At 72.4% G+C, this 13255-nt stretch carries 12 protein-coding genes; all 12 read left to right on the top strand.

Annotated elements, in window-relative coordinates; genetic code table 11:
* The first annotated feature begins 290 nt into the window (after positions 1–290).
* Positions 291–1925, top strand: coding sequence for an acyl-CoA dehydrogenase family protein (locus tag SCK26_RS08545; protein ID WP_318200666.1), 1635 nt, complete (start codon positions 291–293; stop codon positions 1923–1925).
* Positions 1926–2262: 337 nt separating this feature from the next.
* Positions 2263–3552: a GAF domain-containing protein gene (locus SCK26_RS08550; protein ID WP_318200667.1), complete on the top strand. Its 1290-nt coding sequence runs from the start codon at positions 2263–2265 to the stop codon at positions 3550–3552.
* Between the two features lie 158 nt (positions 3553–3710).
* On the top strand, positions 3711–5042 hold the full coding sequence (locus SCK26_RS08555) for a hypothetical protein (RefSeq protein WP_318200668.1): 1332 nt from the start codon (positions 3711–3713) through the stop codon (positions 5040–5042).
* Positions 5043–5471: 429 nt separating this feature from the next.
* A complete protein-coding gene (locus tag SCK26_RS08560; RefSeq protein ID WP_318200669.1) occupies positions 5472–6044 on the top strand; it encodes a GNAT family N-acetyltransferase in 573 nt (190 codons plus the stop codon).
* A gap of 127 nt (positions 6045–6171) precedes the next feature.
* Entirely contained in the window at positions 6172–6255 is an 84-nt protein-coding gene (locus tag SCK26_RS08565; RefSeq protein WP_309486338.1) for a putative leader peptide, read from the top strand.
* 124 nt (positions 6256–6379) lie between these two features.
* Complete coding sequence (locus SCK26_RS08570; RefSeq protein WP_318200670.1) at positions 6380–8077, top strand: nitrite/sulfite reductase; 1698 nt, start codon at positions 6380–6382, stop codon at positions 8075–8077.
* On the top strand, positions 8074–8313 hold the full coding sequence (locus SCK26_RS08575; protein ID WP_318200671.1) for a hypothetical protein: 240 nt from the start codon (positions 8074–8076) through the stop codon (positions 8311–8313). The genes SCK26_RS08570 and SCK26_RS08575 overlap by 4 nt, the downstream gene beginning before the upstream one ends.
* Positions 8310–9020: a phosphoadenylyl-sulfate reductase gene (locus SCK26_RS08580; protein ID WP_318200672.1), complete on the top strand. Its 711-nt coding sequence runs from the start codon at positions 8310–8312 to the stop codon at positions 9018–9020. Before SCK26_RS08575 ends, SCK26_RS08580 begins: the two co-directional genes overlap by 4 nt.
* Before the next feature lie 26 nt (positions 9021–9046).
* Positions 9047–9583 (top strand): adenylyl-sulfate kinase, encoded by a 537-nt coding sequence (gene cysC, locus SCK26_RS08585; RefSeq protein WP_318200673.1) that lies wholly within the window; start codon positions 9047–9049, stop codon positions 9581–9583.
* A complete protein-coding gene (cysD, locus tag SCK26_RS08590) occupies positions 9580–10515 on the top strand; it encodes a sulfate adenylyltransferase subunit CysD (protein ID WP_318200674.1) in 936 nt (311 codons plus the stop codon). The genes cysC and cysD overlap by 4 nt, the downstream gene beginning before the upstream one ends.
* 2 nt (positions 10516–10517) lie before the next feature.
* Positions 10518–11852: a sulfate adenylyltransferase subunit 1 gene (locus SCK26_RS08595; RefSeq protein ID WP_318200675.1), complete on the top strand. Its 1335-nt coding sequence runs from the start codon at positions 10518–10520 to the stop codon at positions 11850–11852.
* Between the two features lie 272 nt (positions 11853–12124).
* Positions 12125–13234: an aliphatic sulfonate ABC transporter substrate-binding protein gene (locus SCK26_RS08600; RefSeq protein WP_318200676.1), complete on the top strand. Its 1110-nt coding sequence runs from the start codon at positions 12125–12127 to the stop codon at positions 13232–13234.
* Positions 13235–13255 lie beyond the last annotated feature (21 nt).

The raw sequence follows: 13255 nt of genomic DNA on the forward strand, positions 1-13255 counted from the left end.
GCCCTCACCTTCCGGGGCCCACGACCGGTTCCCCGGGGTCCGGTAACCCGTTTCCGGCCCGCCGCACGGCTCCTTTGTGCCACTCTGGGCGCGTCACCGCGGCCTTCCCGGGCAGGTTCCCGCCCGCCTTCCCGGCAGCTCCCCCATGGCCTTCTCCGACAGGTCCCCTACGGCCTTCCCGGAGAAGTCCCCCACCACTTCCCGCAGGAGCCCCCACCGTCTCCCCGGAGAAATCCCCCATCGGCCTTCCGGATAGGTTCCCCGCCGCCTTCCCGGGTAGGTTCCCCACCATGGCAGGCACTCCCACCCACACCGTGACGAACCAGCCGCCCCCGCTGGTCGGCTACGACGTCTTCACCGCCGACCGCGCCCTCGCCGAGGCCGTCGACCGGTACACCGGCGCGGACGTGCTGGACGAGGTGCGCGCGGAGCTGTCCGTGCTCGGCCGGGCCGTGGGTTCGGCGCAGGTGCAGGAGTGGGCGGTGCGGGCGAACGAACGTCCGCCCCGGCTCCGCGGCCACGACCGGTACGGCCACCGGATCGACGAGGTGGAGTTCGACCCGGCCTGGCACCGGCTGCTCGGCAAGGGAGTCTCGGCCGGGCTGACCGGCGCCTGGAGGCGGCCTTCCGGGCAGGTGCGCCGGGCGGCCGGGTTCCTGCTGTGGACGCAGGCCGAGGCGGGCACCTGCTGTCCGCTGTCGATGACGCACGCGGCCGTGCCCGCGCTGCGCGCCGACGCGGAGCTGGCCGCCGAGTGGGAGCCCCGGCTGACGTCCACGGTCTACGACCCGCAGCTGCGGCCCGCCGGGCAGAAGCCCGGGGCGCTGTTCGGGATGGGCATGACGGAGAAGCAGGGCGGCAGCGACGTCCGCGCCAACACGACCGTCGCCCGGCCGCTCGCGGAGGCGGGCACCTACCTGCTGACCGGGCACAAGTGGTTCTGCTCGGCGCCCATGTCCGACGCGTTCCTGGTGCTCGCGCAGGCCCCGGGCGGCCTCACCTGCTTCCTGGTCCCGCGGGTCCTGCCGGACGGCGGTCGCAACGTCTTCCTGATCCAGCGGCTGAAGGACAAGCTGGGCAACCGCTCGAACGCCTCCGCCGAGGTCGAGTTCGACGGCACCTGGGCGCGCCGGGTCGGCGAGGAGGGCGACGGGGTGCGGACGATCATCGGGATGGTCGCCGCGACCCGGCTGGACTGCGCGCTCGGCTCGGCGGGGCTGATGCGGCAGGCGGTGGCCCAGGCGGTGCACCACTGCGCACACCGGAAGGCGTTCGGCGGGAAGCTGATCGACAAGCCGCTGATGCGCAACGTGCTCGCCGATCTCGCGCTCGAGTCGGAGGCGGCGACGGCGCTCGCGCTGCGGCTCGCCGCGGCCTGTGACGACGGCGGCGAGCAGGAGCGGGCGTTCCTGCGGCTGGCGGTGCCGGCCGCCAAGTACTGGATCACCAAGCGGTGTGCGCCGGTGGCCGTGGAGGCGGCCGAGTGCCTGGGCGGCAACGGGTACGTCGAGGAGTCCGGCCTGCCGCGGCTGGTGCGGGAGTCGCCGCTGAACTCCGTCTGGGAGGGCGCGGGGAACGTGCAGGCACTGGACGTGCTGCGGGCGCTGCGCCGGGAGCCGGGCGCGCTGGACGCCTGCCTCACCGAGATCGGCCGGGCGCACGGCGCGGACCACCGGCTGGACCGCGCGGTGAAGGACCTGTTCACCGAACTCGCGGATCTGGAGGGCGTCGAGGGGCGGGCCCGGCGCCTGGTGGAACGGCTCGCGCTGGTCCTCCAGGGATCGCTCCTCGTGCGGCACGCGCCGCCGGAGGTCGCCGACGCCTTCTGCGCCTCCCGCCTGGGCGGTGACCACGGCGCGTCCTTCGGCACCCTGCCCGGGGGCCTGGACCTGGAGGCGGTGGTCGAGCGGGCGCGGCCGTCCTGACCCGCCCCGGAGTCGCCGGAGTCCGTCGCGTCCCGGCCGCCGGCCGGGCCGTCACCGGCAAGGGGTGGTGCTGCGCCGACACGGCACCACCCCCACCGCACGGGCCCATTGAGCCCCCGCGGACGCGCATCGCGTCGTGGTCAAGTCTCGGCCGCCGTCCTGTGGTCCACCAGGGTTGCAGGGGGTTGCAACGTAGGGGGGCACATGCGCGGAGTCTGTGCCTCCGCCATGAGCGGAGCGGCACTATGTGAGGACAGTCGGACCGGAAACCGCCGCCCGGACGGCTTGACAGGAGTGTTCGATGCCTTCCGGGAGGACCGCAGTGGGGAATCGCCCGATGAATCTGGTGCGCCTGGCCGCGCGGGACGCGGCGCAGGCGGCGCGGGTGCTGAGCGAGGTGCGCGAGGCGGCGCTCTCCGGGCGACGTGCGCGGATCGCGCCCCGGCCGGTGATCGAGCAGTCGTGGCACCGGGTGCTGCGCAGCGGTGTCGATCCCGAACGCGATGTCCGCTCCGGACTGCTGCCCTCCGACGAGGTGCGGCGACGGCGGGAGGAGTCCCCGCTGCGGCAGGTGCTGCCGGTGCTCCGGGAGGGGCTTCTTTCGGTCGCGGACGTGGCGCAGCACATCATGGTCGTCGCGGACGCCGACGGGCGGGTGCTGTGGCGGGAGGGCGCGCCCCCGGTACTGCGCAAGGCCGACGGGCTGGGGTTCGAGGTCGGCGCGGACTGGCGGGAGGACGTCGTCGGCACCAACGGGGTGGGCACTCCCGCGGTGGTGCGGCGGCCCGTCCAGGTGTTCGCCGCCGAGCACTTCGTACGGTCGCACACGTCCTGGACGTGTACGGGCGCGCCGATCACCGATCCGCGGGACGGCCGGCTGCTCGGTGTGGTGGATGTCAGCGGCCCGTTGGAGACCATGCATCCGGCCACCCTCGCCTGGGTGGACTCGGTGGCCAAGCTGGCCGAGGCCCGGTTGCGGGAGGTGCACCTGGCCTCGCTGGAACGGCTGCGGGCGGTGGCGGCGCCGGTGCTGGCCCGGCTGGCCGGGCGGGCCGTGGTGGTCGACCGGGACGGCTGGGCGGCGGCGGTGACCGGGATGCCGTACGTGCGGCGGGTGCCGCTGCCCAAGTCGCTGGTGCCGGGCCACCGGTGGCTGCCCTCGCTGGGCGCGTGCGCGGTGGAGCCGCTGGCCGGGGGCTGGCTGCTGCGGGCGGAGGACCGGCCGCCCGCTCCGGCCCGGATCGTGCTGGATCTCGCCGGGCGGGACCGCCGTACGGTCACGGTCACCGGCTCGGCGGGTTCCTGGTCGCGGGAGTTGAGCCCGCGCCACGCGGAACTGCTGTTCCTGCTCGCCGAGCACCCCGCCGGGCGAGGTGCGGCGGGGCTGGCCGAGGATCTGTTCGACGACCCCTCCCGGACGGTGACCGTGCGGGCGGAGATGTCCAGAATCCGGCGGTATCTCGGAGAGCTTCTACGTCATCGGCCGTATCGTTTCTGCGAGGATGCGGAAGTGGAAGTCGTCCTCCCGGACAATCCTGTTGACCTGCTCCCGCAGTCCTCGGCACCGGCAGTGGTCCGGAAACGGAACGCCGGACGCGCCGGCCGGAGCGAGCGGCCTCCGGCGTAGCCGCCCGCCCGACGCGGCGCTCCCCGGCTCCGGGCGGCCCGGCGGTCCGGGCCCTGTCCGGCCCGTTCCTGCCGTAGCATCCCGTACGGCCGCCTCAACTGCTCCTCGCGTCAAGGTACGGACCATCAGGCGCAGTTGGACCGGTCTCTGGAGGAGAGATGAAGCATCGCGGCAGACACCGGCGGCGCAGGCGGGGCGCGGCCCTGCGCGCCGTCCTGGCCGGGACCGCGCTGGCGCTCACCGCCGCCGCCACCGTGATCAGCACCTCCCAGGCCGGGGTCGCCGAGAATCCCGGCGCGCTCACGCCGCTGACCTCTCCGGCGGACACCGGACGGCTCCGGCTCCAGGAGCACCTGGTGCCCGCCCGTTCGCTGGACCGGCTCGCCGCCGCGATGGGCCGCCCGGTCGGCGTGGACGCCGTCCTGCGCGGCGCCGACCGCCGGCTGCGCGAGGGTGACGACTGCTCCTCCGACGACCGCGCGTCACTGCCGGTCGCCCCGGCCGCCGCCCGTGCCTACTGCTGGGACCCGGCCGACACCGGCGGCGACTGGCGGCCGGCCTCGGTGACCACCTCCGGGGACGCCTCCGACGACGGCACCTGGGGCACCCACCGGGTGGTCCTGGCCGGCTGGACCCACAGCACCACCGCCGGCCGCCCCGGTGAGCGGGGCCTCGCCAAGGTCGCCTTCGTGAACGCGGACGACCCCGCGCGCCTCGCCTACCGCTGGGCGCTGCTGGTGGTGCCGGTGGACGGCGGCCGGGACTACCGGGGTCTGGCCTCCGGCGTCTCGGGCATGGTCTGGCACGGGAACAAGCTGCTGGTCACCACCACGGCCGGCGGCGCCGACGCGCTCTACGTCTACGACCTCGACCGCATCCAGCGCACCACGGTCGACGGCCCCGGGATCGGCCGGGTGCCGGGCGGCTGGTCCGCCGACGGCCACGGCTATGTCCTGCCCGCCGTCGCCTCGTACCGCTTCGCCGCCGGGCGCTGCTCCCCTGCCGCGACGCCCTGCCCCGGAGCGCTCGCCCTGGACCGCGGCACGGCACCGGACAGCCTGGTGGCCGCGGAGTGGACCGAGCCGGACGGCGACCGGCCCGCGCGGCTGTGGCGGTACGCGTTCGGCACCGACCCGGCGCGGCCCGGGCCGCTCGCCACGGACGGCGCGGGGCGGGTGAACGCGGTGGAGGCGTACCGCACCCGGGCGGCCGGGATCCGGGGCGTGCTGTCGTACCGGAAGGCCGGAGCGGACCGGCCGTCCTGGTATGTGGGACGGCTGCCCGGTACGCGGGACGGGCACGGCGGGCTGTGGCGGCAGGACACCGGGCGGACCCGGGCGGTCCACTGCGGCGCCGACGCCTCGGACCGCTGCTGGGCGCGGGACGCGGGCTCGCTGTCCTACTGGCGGCAGACCGGCGAGGTGTGGTCGCTGTCGGACCGCATGCTGTTCACACTGCCCCTGGCCGACCTGGACGGTTCACTGGACTGACCCGGCCCGCCGGACGTCTCCGCCGTCGGCACGCGAGGGTCGGGCACCGGGCCGGCCGCCGGATTCACGCTCGCCGCAGCCTGGCGAGCGGCGGCCCGGCCGGACCCGTCACCGCCGGACGAGACCGACGGCACGCCCGGCGGCGGGCCGCACCGGCCCCGATCCCGCCTCTCGGACCCCGAACCCGGCAGACCGCCGACCGGTCCGGACCCGCCACCGGAACCCCCGGCCCGACACACAAAGCCAACCCGAACCCGCACCACCCGCACCCTCGGCCCGACCAGGGACCGGTCCGGACCCCCACCACCGAAGCCCCCGGCCCGACCCGGACCCCCGCCGCCGCGCCCCCGCCCGGTGGGCCGTCAAGCGGTTCCGGTTCGTGTCGGCGGGCGTCGACAGACCGGGTGGCGGGATGATTCCCTGGCCCGCATGAGCAGCGTCCCTGTCACCACGTGGTCCCTGGAGCAGACCTCCCCGGCCGACCTCCTGCCCGCCGCCGCCCCCGACGGCGATGTCCGGATCGTCCGCGCCGAGGTGCCCTCCCCCGAGTTCAGCCGGTTCCTGTACGCCTCGGTGGGCGGTGACATCCGATGGACCGACCGGCTGGGCTGGACGTACGCGCGCTGGCGGGAGTACCTGGAGCGGCCCGGCGTGGAGACCTGGGTGGCGTACGACCGCGGCACCCCGGCGGGCTATGTGGAGTTGGAGCCGCAGGACGAGGGCGCGGTGGAGATCGTCTACTTCGGGCTGATCCCCGCCTTCCGCGGTCGGCGCATCGGCGGCCACCTGCTGGCGTACGGCACGGCCCGCGCCTGGGACCTGGCCGAGCGGTGGCCGGGGCGGGCGCCGACCAAGCGGGTGTGGCTGCACACGTGCAGCAAGGACGGCGAGCACGCGATGGACAACTATCTGCGCCGGGGCTTCAAGTTGTTCGACACCAAGGTGGAGTTGGAACCGGACGCGGCCACTCCGGGGCCGTGGCCCGGGGCATACCCCGTCTGACCTGCTGGGACAAGCCTTCCGGCAGCGCATGTGAGCGACACCACTCCTGTTTCACATGTCGGGACATACATGTCCGGATGATGGACGAAGCTGGACTGTGTCCAGATCGCCGTGACACGCTTCCGTCATGTCCGGAACTGGAATTGCCTTGGTGAGTCGGCGGCACGTCGACCTCGGCCGCATGTCCAGCGCCATCTGTCCGGCGAGCTGACTCCTCCAGCACCGCCGCGAAACCCGTCCCCCTGTTTCCCGCGCAGAGCCGCGCACGCATGCCCGCGTGCGCGCGTCCGCGCAGGTCAGAGCTGATTCCCACCGGTCCCGAAGGACGTAGAACCATGGCCGCCACCCCACCGAACCCCGCCGCCTCCGCGCCCCGCCGCAAGGTGAGCCGTCACCGCGGCGAGGGCCAGTGGGCCGCTGGCCATTTCACGCCGCTCAACGGCAACGAGCAGTTCAAGAAGGATGACGACGGTCTCAATGTGCGGACACGCATTGAGACGATCTATTCCAAGCGCGGCTTCGACTCCATCGACCCGAACGACCTGCGCGGCCGGATGCGCTGGTGGGGGCTGTACACCCAGCGCAAGCCCGGGATCGACGGCGGCAAGACCGCGATCCTGGAGCCGGAGGAACTGGACGACAGCTACTTCATGCTGCGCGTCCGTATCGACGGCGGGGCCCTGACCACGCGGCAGTTGCGGGTGATCGGCGAGATCTCGCAGGAGTTCGCGCGCGGCACCGCGGACATCACCGACCGGCAGAACGTCCAGTACCACTGGATCCGGATCGAGGACGTGCCCGAGATCTGGGACCGGCTGGAGGGCGTGGGCCTGTCCACGGTGACCGCCTGCGGTGACACCCCGCGCGTGATGATCGGCTCTCCGGTGGCGGGCATCGCCGAGGACGAGATCATCGACGCCACGCCGGCGCTGGAGGAGATGAAGCGCCGCGTCCTGAACAACAAGGCGTACTCCAACCTCCCCCGCAAGTTCAAGACGGCCATCTCGGGTTCGCCGCTGCTGGACGTGGTGCACGAGATCAACGACGTCGCGTTCGTCGGCGTACGCCACCCCGAGCACGGGCCCGGCTTCGACGTGTGGGTCGGCGGCGGCCTGTCCACCAACCCCAAGCTCGGTGTGCGGCTGGGGGCGTGGGTGCCGATCGACGAGGTGCCGGACGTCTACGAGGGTGTCATCTCGATCTTCCGCGACTACGGCTACCGCCGGCTGCGCAACCGGGCCCGCCTGAAGTTCCTCGTCGCCGACTGGGGCGCGGAGAAGTTCCGGCAGGTGCTGGAGGACGAGTACCTGGGGCGCAAGCTGACCGACGGGCCCGCGCCCGGGCAGCCGGTGCGGCAGTGGCGCGACCACATCGGGGTGCACCGGCAGAAGGACGGCCGGTTCTACGTCGGTTTCGCGCCGCGGGTCGGCCGGGTCGACGGGGCCACGCTGACGAAGGTCGCCGACCTCGCCGAGGCGCACGGCTCGGGACGCGTCCGCACCACCGTCGAACAGAAGATGATCATCCTCGACGTCGAGCAGGACAAGGTCGACTCGCTGGTGGACGGCCTGGAGGCGCTGGACCTCACCGCCCGGCCCTCCTCCTTCCGGCGCGGCACCATGGCCTGCACCGGTATCGAGTTCTGCAAGCTCGCCATCGTGGAGACCAAGCAGCGCGGCTCCCAGCTGATCGACGAACTGGAGCGCCGCCTGCCGGACTTCGACGAGCCGCTGACCATCAACCTCAACGGCTGCCCGAACGCCTGCGCCCGCATCCAGGTCGCGGACATCGGTCTCAAGGGCCAGCTGGTCCTGAACGACCGGGGCGAGCAGGTCGAGGGCTACCAGGTGCACCTGGGCGGCGCGCTCGGCCTGGAGGCGGGCTTCGGCCGCAAGGTGCGCGGCCTGAAGGTGACGTCGGAGGAACTGCCCGACTACATCGAGCGGGTGCTCAGGCGTTTCCAGGCCGAGCGCGCGGACGGCGAGCGGTTCGCCTCCTGGGCCGCGCGCGCGTCCGAGGAGGCGCTCTCGTGAGCGAGCGCGCCGCACCGTTCCACTGCCCCTACTGCGGCGACGAGGACCTGCGTCCGCACGAGGAGGGCCACGGGGCCTGGGAATGCGGGGCGTGCAACCGCGCATTCCAGCTGAAGTTCCTCGGGCTGCTCGCCCGGGGCGTGCGCCGTGGCACGGACTTCGGCGCCCGGCAGGCGAACGCCCCGGAGAACGGCAGCCCGCGGCGGGCCGACAACGGAGGGGATGACCGGATATGACGACGGCTCAGGACGACCGGACGGCCGAGGAGCTGAAGGCGCTCGCCGAGCGGGCGGGCCGCGAGCTGGAGGACGCCTCCGCGCTGGAGATCCTCCAGTGGGCGGTGGACACCTTCGGCGAGGGGTTCTGCGTCACCTCCTCCATGGAGGACGCCGTGGTCGCCCATCTCGCCTCGCGCGTACGGAAGGGCGTGGACGTCGTCTTCCTGGACACTGGCTACCACTTCCCGGAGACCATCGGCACCCGGGACGCGGTGGAGGCCGTGATGGACGTCAACGTCATCACCCTCACCCCGCGGCAGACGGTCGCCGAGCAGGACGCCGAGTACGGCCCGAGACTGCACGACCGCGACCCCGACCTGTGCTGCAAGCTGCGCAAGGTCAAGCCCCTCGAAGAGGGCCTGGCGAACTACCGGGCGTGGGCGACGGGCCTGCGCCGCGACGAGTCCCCGACCCGGGCGAACACCCCCGTCGTCGGCTGGGACGAGAAGCGGCAGAAGGTCAAGGTCTCCCCCATCGCCCGCTGGACCCAGGACGAGGTGGACGCCTACATCGCCGAACACGGCGTGCTGGCCAACCCGTTGCTGATGGACGGCTACGCCTCCATCGGCTGCGCCCCGTGCACCCGCAGGGTCCTGGAGGGCGAGGACGCGCGCGCCGGCCGCTGGGCGGGACGCGCCAAGACCGAGTGCGGACTGCACGGATGACGAACGACTCGATTCAGGAGAACGACGTGACGACCGGAGCCACCGTCTGGCTCACGGGTCTGCCGAGCGCCGGCAAGACCACCATCGCGCACGAGCTGGCGGGCCGGCTGCGCGCCGAGGGCCACCGCGTCGAGGTGCTCGACGGCGACGAGATCCGCGAGTTCATCTCGGCCGGCCTCGGTTTCTCCCGGGAGGACCGGCACACCAACGTCCAGCGCATCGGCTTCGTCGCCGAACTCCTCGCCCGCAACGGCGTCAAGGCGCTGGTGCCGGTGATCGCGCCGTACGCGGACAGCCGGGAGGCGGTGCGCAAGCGGCACGAGGAGAACGGGACGCCGTATCTGGAGATCCATGTGGCGACCCCCGTCGACGTGTGCAGCGTGCGCGATGTGAAGGGGCTGTACGCCAAGCAGGCCGCGGGCGAGCTGACCGGGCTCACCGGGGTCGACGACCCGTACGAGGAGCCCGAGACGCCTGATCTGCGGATCGAGTCGCAGCACCAGACGGTCGGGGAGTCCGCGGCGTCGGTGTACGCGCTGCTGAGCGAGAGGGGACTGGCATGACCACGGTCGCCAAGACGGAGGACGGCACGGAGAGCCCGTACGCCCTGTCGCACCTGGACGCGCTGGAGTCCGAGGCGGTGCACATCTTCCGCGAGGTGGCGGGCGAGTTCGAGAACCCGGTGATCCTTTTCTCCGGCGGCAAGGACTCCATCGTCATGCTGCACCTCGCGCTGAAGGCGTTCGCCCCCGCCGCCGTCCCCTTCGCGCTGCTGCACGTGGACACGGGACACAACTTCCCGGAGGTCCTCGAGTACCGGGACCGTGTGGCGGCCGCACACGGGCTGCGCCTCCACGTGGCCTCCGTCCAGGAGTACATCGACCGCGGTGTGCTCAAGGAACGTCCCGACGGCACCCGCAACCCGCTGCAGACCCTGCCGCTGACGGAGAAGATCCAGAGCGAGAGGTTCGACGCCGTGTTCGGCGGCGGGCGCCGGGACGAGGAGAAGGCCCGCGCCAAGGAGCGCGTCTTCTCCCTGCGCGACGAGTTCTCCCAGTGGGACCCGCGCCGCCAACGACCCGAGCTGTGGAACCTGTACAACGGCCGGCACGCCCCCGGCGAGCACGTCCGGGTCTTCCCGCTGTCCAACTGGACCGAGCTGGACGTGTGGCAGTACATCGCCCGCGAGGGCATCGAACTGCCGCAGATCTACTACGCGCACGAGCGCGAGGTGTTCCTGCGTTCCGGCATGTGGCTGACCGCCGGCGAGTGGGGCGGCCCGAAGGACGGCGAGACGGTGGAGAAGCGGCGGGTGCGCTACCGCACCGTCGGCGACATGTCCTGCACCGGTGCGGTCGACTCCGACGCCGACACGATCGAGAAGGTCATCGCCGAGATCGCCGCGTCCCGGCTGACCGAGCGGGGCGCGACCCGCGCCGACGACAAGATGTCCGAGGCCGCGATGGAAGACCGCAAGCGCGAGGGGTACTTCTAAGCATGAGCACGACCACGACCGAGGCGCTCTCGGCCACCACCCTGCTGCGGTTCGCCACCGCCGGCTCCGTCGACGACGGCAAGTCCACCCTCGTCGGGCGGCTGCTGCACGACTCCAAGTCGGTCCTCTCCGACCAGCTGGAGGCCGTGCAGCGGGTCTCCGCGAGCCGCGGCCAGGACGGCCCGGACCTCGCCCTCCTCACCGACGGCCTGCGCGCCGAACGGGAGCAGGGCATCACCATCGACGTCGCCTACCGCTACTTCGCCACGCCCCGGCGCCGGTTCATCCTCGCCGACACCCCGGGCCATGTGCAGTACACCAGGAACATGGTCACCGGCGCCTCCACCGCCGAGCTGACCGTCATCCTGGTCGACGCCCGCAACGGCGTGGTCGAGCAAACCCGCCGGCACGCGGCCATCGCCGCCCTGCTGCGCGTCCCGCACGTCGTGCTGGCCGTGAACAAGATGGACCTCGTCGGCTACGAGGAGCGCGTCTTCGCGCGGATAGCCGAGGAGTTCACGGCGTACGCGACCGAGCTGGGCGTGCCCGAGGTCACCGCGATCCCGATCTCGGCGCTGGCCGGTGACAACGTGGTGGAGCCGAGCGCCAACATGGACTGGTACGGCGGCCCGACCGTGCTGGAGCACCTGGAGACGGTGCCGGTCAGCCACGACCTGGCGCACTGCCACGCGCGGCTGCCGGTGCAGTACGTGATCCGGCCGCAGTCCGCCGACCACCCGGACTACCGGGGCTACGCGGGCCAGATCGCGGCCGGCACCTTCCGGGTCGGCGAGGAGGTCACGGTCCTGCCATCCGGGCGGACCACCCGCGTCGCCGGCATCGACCTGCTGGGCCGGCCGGTCGACGCGGCCTGGACGACGCAGTCGGTGACGATCCTGCTGGCGGACGACATCGACGTCTCGCGCGGCGATCTGATCGTGCCGACGAAGGACGCCCCGCCCACCACCCAGGACGTGGAGGCGACCGTCTGCCATGTCGCCGACGCCCCGCTCACCGTGGGCCACCGGGTGCTGCTCAAGCACGGCACCCGCACGGTCAAGGCGATCGTGAAGGACATCCCGTCCCGGCTCACGCTCGACGACCTGTCCCTGCACCCGCACCCGGGACAGCTCGTCGCCAACGACATCGGCCGGGTGAAGATCCGTACCGCCGAGCCGCTGCCGCTCGACTCCTACGCCGACTCCCGGCGCACCGGCTCGTTCATCCTGATCGACCCCGCCGACGGCACCACGCTCACCGCGGGCATGGTCGGCGAGTCGTTCGCCGCCCCCGAGCCGGTCAAGAACGAGGCCGACGACGACGGCTGGGACTTCTGACATGAGGACGCCCGACGTCTACTCGACGTTCGCGAAGGAGGGCGGCCGTGTCGGCAGCGGCGCCCTCGGCAGCGGGCAGGGCGGAGTGGCTCGATGTGTGCGCTGACGTACGCGCACCGCTCGCGCGCCCGCTCCCCCCACCCTGCCCCACATGCTCGACTTCGCTCGCCCGCGACGGGATACCCGTCCCGGAAGCGACGAAGACCTTTGCCGAACTCCCGGCCACGACCTGAGAGACCGTGACCGCCGGGCCAACGAGAGGAAACCCTCCCGTGCCTGCCATCCGCTCATCGTTCCTGCGCCGCGGCATAGCGGCGTTCGCCGCTCTCCCGCTGCTCACCCTGGCCGCCTGCGGCTACGGCTCCGAGTCCAAGGACACCGGCTCCGCCAAGATCGCCGACGGCGCCGAGAAGACCGACGGACTCGACTCCGTCAAGATCGGGTACTTCGGCAACCTGACCCACGCCACCGCGCTGGTCGGCGTGCAGAAGGGCATCTTCCAGAAGGAGCTGGGCGCCACCGCGGTCAAGCCCGCCATCTTCAACGCCGGGCCGTCCGAGATCGAGGCCCTCAACTCCGGTTCCATCGACATCGGCTGGATCGGCCCGTCACCGGCGATCAACGGCTACACCAAGTCCAACGGCAAGAGCCTGAAGATCATCGCGGGTTCGGCCTCCGGCGGGGTGAAGCTGGTCGTCAACCCGGCGAAGATCAAGTCCCTGAAGGACGTCGAGGGCAAGAAGATCGCCACGCCCCAGCTCGGCAACACCCAGGACGTGGCGTTCCTCAACTGGGCCGCCGAACAGGGCTGGAAGGTCGACGCGCAGAGCGGCAAGGGTGACGTCACCGTCGTCCGCACGGACAACAAGATCACTCCGGGCGCCTACAAGGCCGGCTCGATCGACGGCGCCTGGGTGCCGGAGCCGACCGCGTCCAAGCTGGTCGCCGAGGGCGCCAAGGTGCTCCTGGACGAGTCGACGCTCTGGCCGGACAAGAAGTTCGTGATCACGAACGTCATCGTGCGGCAGGACTTCCTGAAGGACCACCCTAAGGCGGTCGAGGCCGTCCTGAAGGCGGCGGTCGAGACCAACAAGTGGATCAACGACCACCCGGACGAGGCGAAGGCCGCCGCGAACAAGCAGCTGGAGACGGACTCCGGCAAGGCGCTCCCGGCCAAGATCCTCGACCCGGCCTGGAAGTCCGTCCAGTTCACCGACGATCCGCTGGCCGCCACCCTCGACACCGAGGCCGAGCACGCGGTCAAGGCCGGCCTGCTGCAGAAGCCGGACCTGAAGGGGATCTACGACCTCACGATCCTCAACAAGGTCCTCAAGGCCGAGGGCCGCCCCGCGGTCGACGCCGCCGGCCTCGGCACCAGCTGACGCCCCTCCCCGACGCGTCCC

The organism is Streptomyces sp. SCL15-4 (genome assembly GCF_033366695.1).
Lineage (GTDB): Bacteria > Actinomycetota > Actinomycetes > Streptomycetales > Streptomycetaceae > Streptomyces.